The sequence below is a fragment of the Proteinivorax hydrogeniformans genome (assembly GCF_040515995.1).
Lineage (GTDB): Bacteria > Bacillota > Proteinivoracia > Proteinivoracales > Proteinivoracaceae > Proteinivorax > Proteinivorax hydrogeniformans.
In genome coordinates this window covers 1112141-1129480 of sequence record NZ_CP159485.1, presented here as the reverse complement: position 1 = coordinate 1129480, position 17340 = coordinate 1112141, and the positions used below count along the sequence as shown (strand labels likewise).

At 37.1% G+C, this 17340-nt stretch carries 16 protein-coding genes and 1 other annotated feature; of the genes, 1 reads left to right on the top strand and 15 read right to left on the bottom strand.

Annotated features, from left to right (window positions below; translation table 11 throughout):
- Window positions 1-159: 159 nt before the first annotated feature.
- From PRVXH_RS05350 to PRVXH_RS05315, 8 genes are all read right to left on the bottom strand, one after another.
- Window positions 160-1014, bottom strand: coding sequence for an energy-coupling factor ABC transporter ATP-binding protein (locus tag PRVXH_RS05350; RefSeq protein ID WP_353894273.1), 855 nt, complete (start codon window positions 1012-1014; stop codon window positions 160-162).
- 14 nt (window positions 1015-1028) lie between these two features.
- A complete protein-coding gene (locus tag PRVXH_RS05345; protein WP_353894272.1) occupies window positions 1029-1730 on the bottom strand; it encodes an energy-coupling factor transporter transmembrane component T in 702 nt (233 codons plus the stop codon).
- Between the two features lie 3 nt (window positions 1731-1733).
- Window positions 1734-2432 carry an energy-coupling factor ABC transporter permease gene (locus PRVXH_RS05340; RefSeq protein WP_353894271.1) on the bottom strand — a complete coding sequence of 233 codons (699 nt, stop codon included), beginning with the start codon at window positions 2430-2432 and terminating at the stop codon, window positions 1734-1736.
- A gap of 167 nt (window positions 2433-2599) precedes the next feature.
- The gene (locus PRVXH_RS05335) at window positions 2600-2899 is read right to left on the bottom strand and encodes a hypothetical protein (RefSeq protein ID WP_353894270.1); all 300 of its coding nucleotides are present in this window, start codon (window positions 2897-2899) and stop codon (window positions 2600-2602) included.
- Between the two features lie 14 nt (window positions 2900-2913).
- Window positions 2914-3384 carry a PRC-barrel domain-containing protein gene (locus tag PRVXH_RS05330; protein WP_353894269.1) on the bottom strand — a complete coding sequence of 157 codons (471 nt, stop codon included), beginning with the start codon at window positions 3382-3384 and terminating at the stop codon, window positions 2914-2916.
- Between the two features lie 159 nt (window positions 3385-3543).
- Entirely contained in the window at window positions 3544-5184 is a 1641-nt protein-coding gene (locus PRVXH_RS05325) for a tetratricopeptide repeat protein (protein ID WP_353894268.1), read from the bottom strand.
- 144 nt (window positions 5185-5328) lie between these two features.
- Window positions 5329-6531, bottom strand: coding sequence for a folylpolyglutamate synthase/dihydrofolate synthase family protein (locus tag PRVXH_RS05320; RefSeq protein WP_353894267.1), 1203 nt, complete (start codon window positions 6529-6531; stop codon window positions 5329-5331).
- Window positions 6532-6596: 65 nt separating this feature from the next.
- Window positions 6597-9224: a valine--tRNA ligase gene (locus tag PRVXH_RS05315; protein ID WP_353894266.1), complete on the bottom strand. Its 2628-nt coding sequence runs from the start codon at window positions 9222-9224 to the stop codon at window positions 6597-6599.
- Window positions 9225-9269: 45 nt separating this feature from the next.
- Window positions 9270-9495 (bottom strand) — a binding site (T-box leader).
- 1039 nt (window positions 9496-10534) lie between these two features.
- Here PRVXH_RS05315 and PRVXH_RS05310 point away from each other — a divergent pair.
- Window positions 10535-10696 (top strand): hypothetical protein, encoded by a 162-nt coding sequence (locus PRVXH_RS05310; RefSeq protein WP_353894265.1) that lies wholly within the window; start codon window positions 10535-10537, stop codon window positions 10694-10696.
- Between the two features lie 913 nt (window positions 10697-11609).
- On the opposite strand, the gene PRVXH_RS05305 is transcribed toward PRVXH_RS05310, so the two are convergent.
- The 7 genes from PRVXH_RS05305 to hprK form a co-directional block, all read right to left on the bottom strand.
- The gene (locus PRVXH_RS05305; protein WP_353894264.1) at window positions 11610-12758 is read right to left on the bottom strand and encodes an FAD-binding oxidoreductase; all 1149 of its coding nucleotides are present in this window, start codon (window positions 12756-12758) and stop codon (window positions 11610-11612) included.
- Complete coding sequence (locus PRVXH_RS05300; protein ID WP_353894263.1) at window positions 12748-13026, bottom strand: (2Fe-2S)-binding protein; 279 nt, start codon at window positions 13024-13026, stop codon at window positions 12748-12750. Before PRVXH_RS05300 ends, PRVXH_RS05305 begins: the two co-directional genes overlap by 11 nt.
- On the bottom strand, window positions 13016-13513 hold the full coding sequence (locus PRVXH_RS05295; RefSeq protein ID WP_353894262.1) for a 4Fe-4S dicluster domain-containing protein: 498 nt from the start codon (window positions 13511-13513) through the stop codon (window positions 13016-13018). Before PRVXH_RS05295 ends, PRVXH_RS05300 begins: the two co-directional genes overlap by 11 nt.
- Complete coding sequence (locus PRVXH_RS05290) at window positions 13507-14574, bottom strand: NAD(P)/FAD-dependent oxidoreductase (protein ID WP_353894261.1); 1068 nt, start codon at window positions 14572-14574, stop codon at window positions 13507-13509. The genes PRVXH_RS05295 and PRVXH_RS05290 overlap by 7 nt, the downstream gene beginning before the upstream one ends.
- 17 nt (window positions 14575-14591) lie before the next feature.
- Window positions 14592-14876 (bottom strand): (2Fe-2S)-binding protein, encoded by a 285-nt coding sequence (locus PRVXH_RS05285; protein ID WP_353894260.1) that lies wholly within the window; start codon window positions 14874-14876, stop codon window positions 14592-14594.
- A gap of 148 nt (window positions 14877-15024) precedes the next feature.
- Window positions 15025-16350: a HAMP domain-containing methyl-accepting chemotaxis protein gene (locus PRVXH_RS05280; RefSeq protein WP_353894259.1), complete on the bottom strand. Its 1326-nt coding sequence runs from the start codon at window positions 16348-16350 to the stop codon at window positions 15025-15027.
- 45 nt (window positions 16351-16395) lie between these two features.
- On the bottom strand, window positions 16396-17325 hold the full coding sequence (hprK, locus tag PRVXH_RS05275) for an HPr(Ser) kinase/phosphatase (protein ID WP_353894258.1): 930 nt from the start codon (window positions 17323-17325) through the stop codon (window positions 16396-16398).
- Between the last annotated feature and the right edge of the window lie 15 nt (window positions 17326-17340).

The window sequence follows — 17340 nt, the reverse complement described above, 5'->3', positions numbered from 1 at the left end:
ATATGACCATTTGTTCATATAGTATTATATGTTTTAGTTTTTGTCAACATACTCATTATAAAAATTTCAATGCTTACTTTATTTTTTAAGGGTCAGTAATAAGACAAAACCCCGATTTCTCTTACTAACAAGAGAATTCGGGGTTTTGAAGAAATTTCGTTAAGATGAAATTTTGTCTCCTTTAAGTAACCGGGTATATATTCTAAAAATTTGGTTTGCACCATCCTCTACATCGCTAGGCTGTTCTAACGGGAGGTTCCATTTAATTAGCTGGCTAAAGAGCTGTTGGATTTGAGGCTGCAAGAGATTAGCAGATTGTAACTTTTCAGGTTGCGAAAACACCTCTAACGGTTTTCCTTCTGCTATTACTCCACTGTCACTAAATATATATACGTAATCACTTATTGAAAAAACAGTTTCCACATCATGGGTCGTTGTTAGCACCGTAGTATTATGTTTTTCGTTAAAGTGATTTATAATTTCAATAAGGTTTTGTTTTGACTGAGGATCTAAACCAGTAAAGGGTTCATCTAAAATTAGAAGGCTTGGGTTCATAACCAGGGCTCCTGCTAGCACTACCTTTTTCTTTTCTCCACCACTTAAGTAGTGAGGCACCTTTTGAGCAAGGTGTAACAAGTTTAGCTCTGTTAAAATCCAGTTGACTCTTTTTTCAATTTCAGACTCTTCTATCCCTGCGCCACGAGGCATCAAGGCTATATCATCATATACTGTAGGAGCTATAATTTGTTCATCAGCATTTTGAAAAACCACGCCCACCTTATACCTAATCTTTGAAAACTCCTTGCTAGGGGAAAAATCTAAAACCCTTATATCTCCACCTTTAGGTTTTATTACACCCACCAAGCTTTTTAACAAGGTTGTTTTTCCTGAACCATTTGCCCCCAAAATAGTTACTCTTTGATTTTTTTTTACTGAAATCTCACCCTCCACACTGACTTCTGTTTTATCTGGGTAAGTAAATTTTAAATCTTTAGCGTAAATTAGGTGTTCCATCTTTGTTCCTCCTATTAAACCCATAAAAAGCTTATGATAACAAGTAATGTTAAGCCACCAGGGTATAAATCCCAAACATTTGTGTTAAATTTAGCTGTTTGTTTTAAATTGCCACAACTATAACCACGTATCTTCATCACATCAGCCATATTCTGTGCAGAATCTAACGCCCTAATAAATGTTATTGCAACTAAGGAACCCATGTTTTTGGTATTTTTTAGTATCTTCCTATTATCAAACCCTCCCTTTAATTTAAGGACTGTAAATAGGTTTGTAAAAAGTTGTTGAAAGATAAATAACGACCGGTAAGTAAAAAACAATGCATCTACAAAAAACGTGGGTAAGACCTTTTGCATAACTGAAAATATTTTATAAATAGGTGTTGTGCTTACTAATAAAAGTAAACTTAGCGCAATAGTGCATGACTTAGATATAAGCCACAGACTATAGTTAAGCGGATACCCGGCCAACAAGGTAAAAAGACCGGTAAAAAATATCGGATAAAATAGTAACGGTAGTATTTTTAGAACAGGCACTTTATTCGTAAGCATAACAACAACTATTAGAGCAAAAATAAAGATAGGGTACATCGCTGCTGTTGTCGCTATTAAAAGCCCTACGGTTATCAATACAAAGCACATCTTTATTATTACGCTGCTATCGTGAAAAGGTGCTTTTGTATGTAAGGCTATGTGATCTAAGTTAAATAAATCCAACTCTTAACTTCCACCTTTCACCAAATAGTCAGGCCTAACCTTTCGAATATATCCGACGATTGCCAAAACCACCAATATCTCAAGTAGTATACCAGCGCCTACTGTTCCTAAAAAAAGATATATCCCGCCATGGCTATGACCATTTCCTTGCTCATTAGATACAGTATCTAACTGGTTACAGCAGGTGGAACAAGATTGGAACGCTTCTGAAACATCTTGGCCTGCAAAAACTAAAGTTGTTACCATAAGAGTAACTGACACTACTAAAGCCCCGGCAACGGATACTGCTATAGCTTTTCTCCAGCTAATTTTATTAAACATAAAGCTAAACAGATAGAATCCTATAAGTAGTTCGACACCCATAATTAAGCTGTTTAAACCTAAGACAGTTATTCCACCATGCCCAATTAAGGCTAGAATTAGGTTAACTATAACAATTGATATAAAGCCTAAATTGGGACCTAAAAGTAAAGCGGCAACTAGTACTAAGCTTAAATGAGCAGGAATGGGGCCTAAAGGAATTGACATTGTAATTAACATTAGAGCTGACACTACCCCTAATTTTGCCAAATTATTATAAAACTTATCGTTATCTTTGACCATTGCGAAACATGTATAACACAGCAAACCAAAAGCAACCACATTAGCGATTATTATTACCCATAAATCTAAAACACCATCGGTTACATGTAAATGACTCATTATATTCACCTCCAAGTTATTTAACTAATTTTTATTCTTATATTTTATATAGTATAACCGGAAAACTGTAATTATTTCATCAGACCACTAATATTATTTAAATTTATAAGCAGTTACCTTAAACACAGAAAATCTCCGTCGTATGTAATACAACGGAGATTTTCGAGTCACTTTATAATTTCGTTTAAATCTTGATGATCAAACCTACCAAATAATCTGGGCAATCCATTAATTATAACAATGGGTAGGTTAATCAGACCCTGGTCTACCGCTGCTATAATATCCTTACTGTTATTGAAACTATTTTCTTTTAAATCGTTATAGTCTATTATTTCATACTGAATTTGCTTTGCACTATCTTTCTTAAAATCCTCAATTATTTTTTCATATTTGCCTTTTTCACAACTTCCACCTTTAGAGCAGCAGCTTTTTGGCGTCCCATCTATGATTAGTTCAACTTTCAACATTGTGATGCTCCTTTTTATTCATTATAAACTATTATGGCGTCCTCTCCTATAGCTCTAACCCTTTCGATTGAAACAGTTTCTTTGCTGGCTAATACTTTTGATTTTGCTTGGTTAACTTCTACCTCGACGATATCACCTTCCGGAAATTTGAAAGATATATCAGAAACGGTACCTATTATAGAACCATCTTCCTCTATTACCTTTCTCCCTGATAAACTTGACCATTTGAAGTTAGTTAACCCTTTGTTAATTTCCTCAACTGTTTTTGGTTCGTCCACTGTTACTGAATCTTTACCCATTCCCTTTAGTTCCTCGATAGGTAAAATATCCGATGTTTTTTTCCAAAGGCCTGTTTTTTCGTATATCTCTATGGCCACTACTTTTTTACTTTTGTTATCAAAAATCACTTCTTTTATCTTGCCTATTTTTTTCCCATCACTTAAATTAATAACCTCTAATCCCAAAACTTTCTTAGTATATATCATTTTATTCCTCCTCATTATAAAATAAAAACTAACATAAAGTATAATTTAATAGAATTATAGCATGTTTTGGCAAAATGTTGTAGTTTAACATCTTCCCTGTCGTTAAAAATTATACGTCTTATTAAAAAACCCCACAACATAAGCGTTGTAGGGCAAATATTAAAATACCTTTAAACCTTTTTTCAATTCTTTTATCTTAGTGCTGACACCTTTAGGGTTAGCAGAAAAGTATTCTAGAACATCCTCTTTGTTTTGTTTAACGTTCTTACTAGTTTCAGCAACTACTAAGATTATCAAAGAAGCTGCCCATAGTTCAACCTTTTTAATTATTGGCCTATTTTCCTTAACATATTCTGACCAAAGAGTTTGCGCTGCGTAAACTTGCGCTAAGCTAAACTCTTTCTGTAAATAGTGTAGTGTAACCTCTAATACCTCTTGTTGTTTTGATGTGAAAACCTGAGCTTTTATTTTTTTTGGCCAATTTGCTTTGTCAGCAAAAGATATGCTGTTATCAACCATTTCACAAAAAGCATAGTTTCGATCCTCATATTTAACTTGGACATTATAAACAAAGTCAATTAAAAGTCGATGAAGGGCTGAGTTATCCATACTCAAAATTAAATCCACGACCACTTTTGTCATGCTTGCTTCTTTGGTTAAAGCCCAATTTAATCCCTCAATAAGCTTTTTATCATTCATCAACTCTCCTACATTTTCAACGGAAGAGCTTAACTTTTTAATTATATCCATGACAGATTTATAGGGAAGCTTAATTTCATAAGATATTGGTTCAAAAGAGGATTGCCCAGCAAATATATCCTCAATATAGTTTTGATAAAGCTCTGTGTAAGGATTTTGTGGTTCTAGTTCATGAAGGCGTTTAAAATGCTTTGATGCTAACTTATACTTTTTCATATTAAAGGCAGCTACAGCAGAAAAGTAAACAATCTGAAAGTTTCTCGGTTCTTCTTCTATTATAGCGCTGAACATTGCATATGCCCAGTTGTGCTTTCCTAATGATCCATAAGTCAAACCCAGTTTTAGCTCTTCATCTGTATGCATAGGATCCAACATTGAAAGTCTGTTTAAAATGTTCTTTAACCCTATTTCATTTCCATCCTCATGATAAAATGTAGCCAAATTACAAAGAGCATAAATATTCTCAGGGTCTAAATTTAGCACATCTTCAGTACTTTGTATCGCCCTATCCACATCCCCTTTGTAAAAATAGCAAAGTGCGATATTGTTTCTTGGCGCTATAAATTTGGAATTTAAAGCAATTGCTTTTTCAAAAACTTCTATAGCTTCATTAAACTTGTTTTTTTCTACAAGCTCAACACCCTCGGCACAAACTCTTTCTACTTTTTGCAATTCCTTTTGGTCTTTTGCCTCAAATTCATATTGAAAGTTTCTAATATTTGAAAGTATTTCTTCTGATTGAGAAGCATATTCACCTTCCGGTGCTAGCTTTAGATACTTATCTAAACATGATTTTACTTTTTTGTACTTATCCGTCTGGCCATAGTTATATGCTAAATAATACCAGCATTCTGGCATGTTATTTTCTTTATCTTCTTTAATTATTTTTTTTAATATTTTATTAGAATCTTCAAACTTTTCCACTTCAGAAAGCATAGAAGCTAAGTTGAATAAGTTTATTAAGTTATCCGGTTCTATTTGGGTTGCTCTCTTTAAATAAAAAATGGCTTCATCCATGTTGTTTTTTAAATAGCTGTTATTTGCGCGAGCGTAATAAAAGTCTGCTCCTCTACTAAAAGGTATAATATTTCCATTTTCCATAAGCTTCTCACCACCTATCTTTCTTTGTACAGAACTTAATTATAGCACCAAAAGACCAAGTTATGCAATAGGATTAGTTATTTAATATACTTAAAATAGTTTATAACCATAATAAAAAGCTTCAGCAAAATGCTGAAGCTTTATTTAACCTTGCACCGCAAGCTTTGCGGGGCCGACCGTGCTAAAGGAACCAGTTACACATATTATGTCGTAGTTTAATTCTAGTGCCGCCAAAACTGCTTGTTTTGGGTTTTCTATTGTTTTTATAACTTTAACGCCTTCTTTTCTAAGTAAATCAGACAAACTTTTTGCTCCTAGTGCTCTTTCATTATCAGGGGTAGTTGTCATGATTTCATACCCTGTTTTAGATAATAGCTTAGCTACCTTATCCGTATCCTTGTCGGCATACATGCCTAAAATTATTAGTATCTTCTTTGTAGGATATATTACGTTAAGGTTGTCTAGAAAGGCTGAATAACTGGCCTCGTTGTGGGCTACGTCAAACACTATTTCCTTTTCTTTTTGTTTCAAGATTTCAAATCTACCTGTTAACCTTACTTTTGATAGTGATTTAAAAATAACTTTATCCTCTATCTCGTACCCTTGTTTTTTTATAGCATCTAAAACCTTTAAGGCAGTTTTTAAATTTTCCAATTGATGATTGCCTAATAACGATAACTTCAATAAAGTGTTGTTAACGGAGACAACCTGATTTTTGCCTTCGTAATTGTGGAAGGTAATATCGGCATCACCTTCCAAAAAAACAGGAGCACCAACACTTTTTGCAATATCTAAAATCGTAAGATAGGCATCCTCCTTTAGCTTTCCAAGCACTATAGGAGAATCTTTCTTTATAATCCCAGCTTTTTCAGCAGCAATTTCTTGCAAAGTATTACCTAAGATTGCAGTATGATCTTTTGATATCGAAGTTATGACCGATGCTAGAGGTTTTTCTATTACATTAGTTGCATCAAAACGCCCACCTAATCCAACTTCTAATACCACTATATCCACTTTATTATCTACAAAATATAAAAAAGCAAGAGCGGTAACCACTTCAAACTCCGTAGGCTCTCCTAAAGGATCCCCTTTAAGTGCATTTATAGCATGAGTTATTTTGTCATAGTATTTATCTAGCTCATTATCATTTGCAAAAATTCCGTTAATTTGTATCCTTTCTCCAAAGGTTGTTAAGGCAGGAGATGTATAAGCTCCCACCTTGTAACCCTGTTCTTTAAGTACACTGCTTAAAATAGCTGTTACTGAACCCTTTCCGTTAGTTCCTGCTACATGTATAGCATTAACTTTCTGTTCTGGATTGCCTAAAAGACTACATAATTTTTTCATTCTTAGGCAACCTTGGCTATTCATACCAAATGTCTTTAAAGAGTTAATTAAATCTAAGGTTCTCATTAACTTTCGAGCTCCTGGATTCTTTGTTGAACTTTGTGTAGCTTCTGCTTATAGTCTTCCATTTTTTCTTTTTCTTTTACAACGATATGTCCAGGAGCTTTATTTACAAAACCTGGGTTTTGTAACTTTTTCTCCACTCTAGTAACTTCAGACTGCAAGTTTTTAACCTCACCGTGTAATCTTTTTATCTCTTCATCGATATCAATAAGTCCTGAAAGCGGCATATAAACTTCACCTATGTTTACCACCTTAGACATCGCTTTTTGCGGCTTTTCCCCTGATGCTTTTACAACTAAATCCTTAAGGCCAGCTAATGGTTTAATATAAAGTTCTCCTTGCTTTATCGCTTCTAGGTTTTCCTCATCACTGGCTAAAATTATCGCCTCTGCATCCTTATTGTTTGCCACATTCATTTCACTTTTTATATTTCTAATAGCTCTTATAACTTCCATAATTGAACCAAAGGAAGTTTCTACTTGCTTATCCACAAGCTTTTCTTCTTTTTGTGGCCATGGGGAGGTTACTAAGTATCCATCGCTATATGGTAGGTGACTATATATTTCCTCCGATATAAAAGGCATAAATGGGTGAAGAAGCTTCATTGTTTCTTCAAGAACATGGTTAAGCACCCACATAGCTGCTTGCTTTTGCCTATCATCTTCGCCATACAAACGTGGTTTGCTTAACTCTATATACCAGTCACAAAATTCATTCCACAAAAAGTCATAAATGGCTTTTGCACCGTTGCCTAGTTCATAGCGTTCAAGCTCTTTAGTAACATCTGCTTTTGTTGAGTTAAGCCTGCTTAGTATCCACTTGTCAGCTAAAGTAAGTTCCGAGTGTTTAACTTCTTTACCGTCAAAGTCTTCTAGGTTCATAAGCACAAACTTAGCGGCATTCCAGATTTTATTTGCAAAATTCCCGCTGCCATCTAGCTTTTCTTGGCTAAATCTTGTGTCATTTCCTGGGGCTATGCCTGTTATTAAAGCAAAGCGTAAAGTGTCTGTGCCGTGTTTTTCGATAACCTCTAAAGGATCAACGCCATTTCCTAAAGATTTACTCATCTTTCTTCCTTCGGCATCCCTTATAAGACCATGGATATAAACATCTTCAAAAGGTGTTTCATCCATAAATTCTATCGAAGTAAATATCATCCGTGCTACCCAAAAATAGATAATATCATACCCTGTTACAAGTGTGGATGTTGGGAAGTATCTATTTAAGTCGTCGGTTTGCTCTGGCCATCCCATGGTGGAAAAAGGCCACAATGCTGAAGAAAACCATGTGTCTAAAACATCTTCATCTTGTTTAAGCTGTGTTTTGTTACATTTAGAGCATTGAGTTGGCTCCTCTTTAGCTACTATTACCTCACCACATTCACAATACCAAGCAGGTATTCTATGGCCCCACCAAAGTTGTCTTGATATACACCAGTCTCTTACATTTTCTACCCAGTTGAGATATATCTTAGTAAACCTTTCTGGGACAAACTGAGTTTTTCCGTCCTTAACCTTTTCAATTGCTGGCTCAGCTAGCGGCTTCATTTTCACAAACCATTGGTCAGAAAGATAAGGCTCAACTATGGTTTCACACCTTTCGCAATGCCCTACAGAGTGATCATGGTCTTCTATTTCGATTAAGAGGCCTTTATTATCAAGTTCTGCTACTAGATTTTTACGACACTCAAACCTATCCATCCCCTTAAAATGAAGGGCTTTTTCTGTCATAACTCCATCCTCATCTATAACTACAATATTTGCTAGATCATGTCTTTTGCCCATCTCAAAATCGTTAGGATCGTGAGCTGGAGTAATTTTAACCGCTCCAGAGCCGAACTCAAGATCTACGTAGTCATCAGCAATAATAGGTATTTCTCGATTAGTTATCGGCAGCACTATTTTCTTACCTATCAAATGTGAATATCTTTCATCTTTTGGATTTACAGCTACCGCTGTATCTCCTAGCATGGTTTCAGGTCTTGTAGTTGCAACCACAAGATACTCATTAGAATCAACTATAGGATATTTTATATGCCATAGCTTTCCTTGTTTATCTATATGTTCAACCTCAATATCAGATAAAGCAGTTTTACAACGCGGACACCAATTTATGATGTAATTACCACGATAGATAAGACCTTTTTCGTAAAGCTTTACAAATACTTCCTTGACGGCCTCCGAGCAGCCTTCATCTAGCGTAAATCTTTCTCTAGACCAATCACAGGAAACGCCTAGCTTTTTAAATTGGGATGTAATTCGCTTGTGATAGTCATCCTTCCACTTCCATACTAGCTTTAAAAATTCTTCCCTGCCTAAATCGTGACGGGTTTTTCCACTTTCTTTTTTTAGGTGCTCCTCAACTTTTATTTGAGTAGCTATGCCAGCATGATCAGTGCCAGGAATCCAAAGAGTATCAAATCCTTGCATCCTTTTCCACCTTACCAGTATATCTTGCAAGGTGCCATCTAAAGCATGACCTAAGTGCAAGGCTCCAGTTACATTTGGTGGTGGAATTACTATGCTATAAGGCTTGGCATTCTTATCGCCAGAAGGAGCAAAAAGATTTTTGTCCATCCAAGTGTTATACCATTTTTGTTCGAAATTCTGTGGGGTAAATGTTTTTTCCATTTATATTCCTCCTTAAACTAAATAAATATAAAAAACCCCTGTCATCCATAGGACGAAAGGGGTTTGGCCTCCGTGGTACCACCTAAGTTCTGATATAGTTTATCAGCTCTCGGATATGATAACGGGCTAAAGTGCCCGGCTTCCCTTAGCAGTGCGTAGGGGAAACAGTTCTCAGGCGACTTTCAGAACCACTTGTTGGGGAAACTCGCAGCTTTTAATCTCCCTCTCTGAACAACAGTAAGTACCTACTCCTCCTGATCAAAACCTTTATATGTATAGTTTAACAATAATTATAAGCAAAATACATTCTAAAGTCAATATTAATTGAGTAATGAGAAGTGAGAGTTGGAAATTGGAGTTTGAGATAAAACCAATGCCACATTTGGGCTGCTAGAGATGTAAAGGCTTAAAACCCAGAAACAATTGGCCGCGAAAACGTATATATTAGCTACATGCTGGGCCAAAGGACAGGCTTTAAACTTGCTTATTCTGCTTGGTCTGCAAATAAATGGGTTTCGTTAAACTGGAGGGGATTTTGCTAATAACATACACTTAAAAAAGAACAGTGTCTATATTTTATACCTGCTGCATTTAAAACAGGGGCTTTCCTACATGGTCACATAATATGAATGGGGTTGAACCAAGCATGTAGCTTATTTCGTTATGTTTACCGTGGCCAACTAGGGTTTGTTCTTAACGTCCTTGCGGGCTAGGCCATCCGTCGTGCCTTAAGATGAAGTTAACTAATTGCCAATACTAAAAACAATTGGCCGCGAAAACGTATAAATTAGCTACATGCTGGGTCTGAAACTCACTTTAAATTTGCTTATTCTGCTTGGTCTTAGATACAGTAGTAGTTTTACCGCTTGAGCTTACTGGAGGGTTTATCATTTACTGGCAGGGCGTATTGTAGTAGTAGTGAGAAGTGGGAAGTTAGAAGTTGGAGTCATTTTTGGTAACCATATAGGGAAACCCAAATGGACAGACTACCAAGAAGTGTCTAGATTTTAGGCGCAGTTGCCAGGGCGGGAGCGTATCTTCTAATACGTGACTGATCTGGGCTAGCAATTGCAACGACGAAGATGGGTACTTCTAAGCTGTCTGCAGCAGAGGAACCCCGTAGCCCAGAGGCAAATGACAAACCCTGAGCTGACCTGAACATGGGGTTGAGCTTTGCGTGGGTCCTGCGCCCTTTGGGCTAGATCCTTCAGCAAGCTTCAGGATGACGTCAAAAAAAGACCACACTAGTCTGCTTATCCCGGGGAATGAATTCCCCTCTACGTTTAAGGAAGTTGGATAGGAGTAGATTTTTGAGTCCCCAGAGCGCTTTACCACATGAAGGGTTTGGCATTTTGCCGGCAGGGCGTATTGTAATAGTAGTGAGAAGTGGGAAGTTAGAAGTTGGAGTCATTTTTGGTAACCATATAGGGAAACCCAAATGGCCGGAATACTTAGAAGTGCCTAGATTCTAGGCGCAGTTGATGGGCCAGGGGGGGGGAGCGTATCTTCTAATACGTGACTGATCTGGGCTAGCAATTGCAACAACGAAGATGGGTACTTCTAAGCTGTCTGCAGCAGAGGAACTCCGTAGCCCAGAGGTAAATGACAAACCCTGAACTGACCTGAGCATGGGGTTGAGCTTTGCGTGGGTCCTGCGCCCTTTGGGCTAGATCCTTCAGCAAGCTTCAGGATGACGTCAAAAAAAGACCACACTAGTCTGCTTATCCCGGGGAATGAATTCCCCTCTACGTTTAAGGAAGTTGGATAGGAATAGATTTTTGAGTCCCCAGAGCGCTTTACCACATGAAGGGTTTGGCATTTTGCCGGCAGGGTGTATTGTTTGGATGCGTCTTTTCTCCCTGTGAGTAAGCCTTTGGCGTTGAGCTATCTTTCATTAATATCAGAGACATGGATATGTCGTCTCATAAGCCAAAGGTGTCGAACATGTGGAGAAACAGCAGAGAAACTCCGTAACCCAGAGGTAAATGCTAAATCCTGAATCGACCCTAACATGGTTTTGAGTAAGACCATATATCTTTACTTAAATCTCGGGGAATGAATCCCCCTCTACGGTTTAAGGAAGTTGGATAGGGATAGAGTTTTGGTCCCAGGGCCCTTTACCACATGAAGGGTTTGGCATTTTGCCGGCAGGGTGTATTGTTTGGATGCGTCTTTTCTCCCTGTGAGAAAGCCTTTGGCGTTGAGATAGCTTTTATTAACATCAGAGACATGGATATGTCGTCTCATAAGCTAAAGGTGCCGAACATGTTGAGAAACAGCAGAGAAACTCCGTAACCCAGAGGCAAATTCCAAATCCTGAATCGACCCTAGCATGTACCTTGTTTCAATATTTCCGTAGTTAATTAGCTTTGTTTTACTTTTTAACTACACAACGGACGGTTCTTTTATTAAATTACCGGCCTCAAATCTTTTTAATCTAAGCATTGAAATATCAACAGTCGGTTTTTTTCCTACTATGGTTTCTGAAATGGCCTTAGCTACTGCCGGTGCAATCATAAATCCATGCCCACTAAAGCCAACTGCCATATAAAAGTTTTCAACATCCTCTGAGTTTCCTAATATAGGCTGAGCATCTGGAGTCATATTATAAGAGCCAGCCCATTGTCTCACAACCTTTAAATTTTTAAGGGGTGGCAAAACTGGCAGCACTTTTTCTGCCATCTCCTCTAAAAAGTTCCATGTAGAAGTGGTGTCTGTACCTTTTAATTCATTAGGATCACCAAAACCCATAATAAAACTGCCGTGGGGAGTTTGTTGACAGTAAAAACCGTGCTTTAATGAAATAACCATGGGGTCTTGTATCTGTTTTATAGGTTGAGTTACAAGTATTTGATGTCGTTCGGAGTAAACTGGTATATCTACCCCTGCCATTTTAGCAATATTTTTTGAGAATGGTCCCGCTGCATTTATAACAAGTCCAGTATCTATTTCACCCTTGTTTGTTATAACTTTACTTACTTTGCCTTTTTCTAGCTTCATGTCTAAAACTTCCGTACCCTTATAAATCTCAGCACCTAACCGCTTAGCTCCGATGGCATATGTTAACGTAGTTGTAAAGGGGTTTAGGTGCCCATCTTTGCCACAGAAGGTAGCTCCAACCATTCCTTCAGTATTTAAATGAGGCACAATTGCCTTAGCCTCTAGTGGGCTAAGATAGTCAACTTCAATACCCAAAGTACGCTGTAGTTGCACATTCTTTTTATACTGATTGGCCATATTTCGATCATAGGCTAACATCATATACCCCTTTTGCTTAAACTCTAAATCATAATCGGTGGGGATCATTTCAGATAGTTTTTCAAATTCTGCGATGCTTTCTTTAGCTAAAATACAGTTCATTTTAAGACCCCATTGTTGTCTCACACCAGCACCACAACGTCCTGTAGAACCTGCAGCTAGATAATCTTTCTCTAACACCACTATGTCTTTAATTCCAAGACAAGCTAAATGATACGCTAGCGAGGTTCCTACTATCCCCCCACCTATTATAACGATATTAGCTTTAGCTTTCATCGGTGTCACCTCCTATAAGCGCCTTCATAAGCACTGGCTTTGCAGGAGGCCTTTTTTCCCAAAGTTTTATTTCATCTACTGGTTCATTCAACAAGTTGCTAAGAATTTGTTGTAATATCCCACCACAAGTCCTACCCTGACAACAACCCATAGACATTCTAGTAATTCGTTTAATCTCCTCTGGAGTATTTATTCCATCAGCTACTAGTTTTTTAATTTCACCAACAGTGACATCCTCGCACCTGCATACAATCACATTATCTTTCATTGTTCTCCTCCTTAAGCTTGATAAACCTTATCTCGTTAACTTTATCTTTAGAGGTTTCAATTGATAATAAGGTAGTGCTATTTAAAGATTTTGCTGTGCGAATATTAGTAACTGTACATATCTCAACAATTTTACCACTACGGTCTAATCCATAAACTTCTTCACCCTTTTTAGGCAATGGGCAAAATTCATAGGGTAATGTAACGTTTCCTTTATCTTTACTTAAATCAATTAAAAAAACTGCTAAACCTGGACAGACACTTACACATTTTGAGCATCCATTACACTTATCATGATCAACAAAAGGGATGTTGTTTATATCCTCTCCGATTACAACTGCATTTTTAGGACAGCTGTTTTCACAAGGGTTGCAAGGGATTGGTTGAAAACACTCAAAAATTGCTACAGGCCCTTGTTTTAAACGTTGTAAACTAGGCATAACCTCGATTAGGTCATCCTTTTGAGCAATACCAACTGTTTTTAACATTCAATCACCCCAATTTTTTCAAGTCCTTTTCTAAGGTTAAGAGCGGTTTCGCCTTCTCTTAACCACTTTAAGCTTCTAAATGCCTGCTCTATCTCCATTTCAAAGTTTTCTCCCTTTATATCCATTGCAAGAGCTAAGCCGGCAACTTTTCCCTCTACCATTGCGCTACTTGCTTCCTCTATACCACTTACATCTCCCGCAACATAAATATTGTCAACAGATGTTTTTAAGAATTTATTTCTACTGGGGACATATCCACCTAACTCCTTAACATACTGCATCTGACATCCTCGTTGCCATAAAAGGTCATTTATTGGCGCCAGCCCTACTGATAGGCAAATGGTATCAACCTCAAAGGTCTGCTCACTATTAGGTTCAACTTCCCAATTGCTGTTTAGTTTAGCTATAACAGCACCTTCTACCTCAGACTTACCCACTGCTTTTAAAATAGTATGGTTTGTCAGTATAGGAACAGATGCTCTAGCTACCTTTGCTGAATGAACCCAATACCCACCTATCCTATCTGCTCCCTCTATCACTGCTACCACCTCCACACCTGCTTGAAGTAGTTGGTAGCTTACAATCAAGCCGATATTACCAGCACCTATCATTAAAACTTTTTTCCCCGGCAATATTCCTTCTTTATTCATTAAAGTTTGTACAGCCCCAGCCCCATAAACGCCGGGTAGATCGTTGCCTTCAAAAGGTAAAAATTTTTCCTGGGCACCGGTGGCTATAACTGCTCCTTTAGGCTTGACCTTAATATAAGTTTTTTCCTCTATAATTAAAGTATAAACACCATCTTTATAACACCCTAATACAGAAGTATTAGATAGCACCTTCACTTTACAAAGGTCCACTTTCTGTGGAATATCAATACCTCTCACACCTGCATAATGTTCTTTTGAACCAAAAAATTTATGGGTTTGTTTAACTAGTTGTCCTCCTAGCTGATCATTTTCATCCACTAACCAAACTTCTAAGCCTTTCTCAGCTAGAGTTGACGCAGCACAAATTCCCGCAGGACCACCACCAACTACCAAAGCATCAATCTCAATCACAAAGCTATCCCTCCCAATTATTTACTAAATACTTTCATGCCAGGTTTTGCTTTTGTGGTACATATCGGTGTATTAGGAACATTATCTACCACCATAAGGCACGCCGAACATTTTCCAATAGCACAAAAAAGACCTCTATCCCTGCCGTATTTTTGACTTTTAGTTAGTTGCCTATGCCCTGCTGCATGTAGGGCAGCTGCTATGGTTTCACCTTGAAAGGCTGTTACGGCCTCCCCGTTATAATAAAAGCTAATTTCCTCCCCCCTCTTAAAGCTTTTGATTGGGTGTTTTTCTATCCTCACAAAAAATCCCACCTTTTTTTGTAATATTCTCTTAATATTGATTTCTTTTTCTAATCTCAATTTTCCTTTATTTTCTTAATTTTTATTTAATTTAAACTGAAAAAATGCCAAAAAAAATACCCACCTTATAAAAGTGGGTATTTCTATCCTATAACTTAACAGTTTTTACTCTATCTTCTAATTCAGAAGAATATTCCTCTAAGCTTTCAGCTATAGAATTAATTTCTTCTGTCAGTGCTGTTTGTTCCTCCATCGACGCGGCTACAGTCTCAAAGTTAGTAAGGTTACTGTGAGATATATCTTTGGCCTTTTTGGTCTGATTAAGTATTGGACTTGTTTCCTCTGACAGAGTAGAAATTTTAGTGGTAACCTGTTGTATTTGCTCTACAACCCCTTCAGTCTGCTGTAAAGTATTTTGTATAACTTGACCGGTTTTCTCCACTGTTTTTACACCGTCATCAACAGTCTGTCTGCTGTCATCCATTTGTTGTACTGTATCTTCGGTTTTAACTTGTATCTTATCCACAATGGTTCGTATCTCTTCTGTAAAACTATGCGATTCCTCAGCTAGCTTTCTTACCTCTTCAGCTACAACAGCAAACCCTTTTCCTTCTTCACCAGCCCTAGCAGCCTCGATAGCAGCATTTAACGCAAGCAAGTTTGTTTGGTTTGATATATTTGAAATAATCTCTACAATCTCGTTTATTCTTTCTATTTCAGAACCTAAACCTTTGAGCTGTTTTGCTAAACTGGTAATATCATTACTGATATTATTGATAGATGCAAAAACATCTTTTACAGACCTTTCGCCAGCACCTATATTATCTATGGCTGTAGTTGTTCTTTTTTCTACATTTTCGGACTGATCACTAATCTGCATAAGACTATCCATGCTATTTGAAACCAAATTATTTACATCGTCTAAAAAATCAGCTTGTACTTCCGCTTGAGAGGCTACCTGTTGAGTGGAGCTAGCTATCTGCTCCGAAGATTGGCTAACCTCAGATGTTCCCCTTCTCATTTTATCTGAAGCTTCTGATAGCTCCACTGCCATGCTGCGGATTCTTGTCATAAGAGCTTTATTATTGTCCATCATTTTATGCATTTCAAAAGCTAGCTCACCTAACTGATTTTTAGGATACTTTTGCTCGTCATCTCTAAGGTCACCCCTAGCAATCCTTTGTGCTAGACCTTGTATTTTTTTTACAGGTCTGATAATCAAAATATGGGTTACTACCAAAACAGATAAAACACTTAAAATAACAGTTATGCCGTTAGTTAAAAAAGTAAATAAAATTGCCATTACTCTAGCGTCAGTCGCTAACTCAACACTATCTAATCTTTCCATTAGAAAAGCACTAAAAGGTGTTGTTAAAGCTGTAACTATAATCATCGCAATGGTGATCTGAAAACCAAGTCGATTGGTAAATTTTAAGTTGAAAGTATTTTTTAGTTTATTACTTTGTTTTTTCATAGACTCCCCCTGAATTTTTAAATTAGAATTAAACTCTGGCCATCTTTATTTTTCATCACCTTTAATTAAAGCGTTTAAGTTATTTGTAAAATCTTCTGGAGTGTTGGTTCCTAACTTTTTAGCTCTATGGTTCATAGCAGCTATTTCCATAATTATAGCTAAGTTTCTCCCGGGTGCTACAGGGATTGTGTGCATTTCTATATCCACCCCTAGCACGGTAAAAAAGTGCCTATCTAGACCAAGGCGCTCATAACTCTTCTTCTCATCCCAATGTTCTAAGTTTATAACTAAGTCAACTGTTTTTTGGCTGCGGACACAACCTGTCCCAAACAAGCTAACAACGTTAATTAATCCCACACCCCTAATTTCTAGTAAGTGTTCTAAAACCTTAGGGGCAGCACCGACAATAGCTCTTTCCCTTATACCTCTAAGTTCTACTGCATCATCAGATACTAATCTATGTCCTCTTTTTATTAGCTCTAAGGCAGTTTCACTTTTACCTATGCCACTTTGTCCTTTTATCAACACTCCTACACCATAAATATCTACTAGCACTCCATGAATTGTTTTGGTAGGAGCTAAGTCTCTATCTAAAAGGTCTGTTGAAAGTGCAATAAAATCAGTTGTTGTTCTGTCAGTTCCCAATATGGGGATTTGACTTTTAGCAGCTAAATCCAACATATCGTTAGTGGGTTTAAAGCCTCTTGTCAGAATAATACAGGGTACTGATTCAAGTAAAAGATTTTTAAATCGCTCTTTTTGTACAGCCCTATCTAAACTAGCTAGGAACGTTAATTCTGTTTTTCCTAAAACCTGAATTCTTTTTTTGGGATAATATGCATCATAGCCTGCAAGTTCTAAGGCTGGTCTGCTAATGTCTTTAACAGTAATATACTTATCTTTTAAAATACTTTCTCCCCAAAAAATCCCCAGTTTAAACTTGTTTGTTAAATGCTTTACAGTAACTTTTTTCACATTTAGGCCTCCATA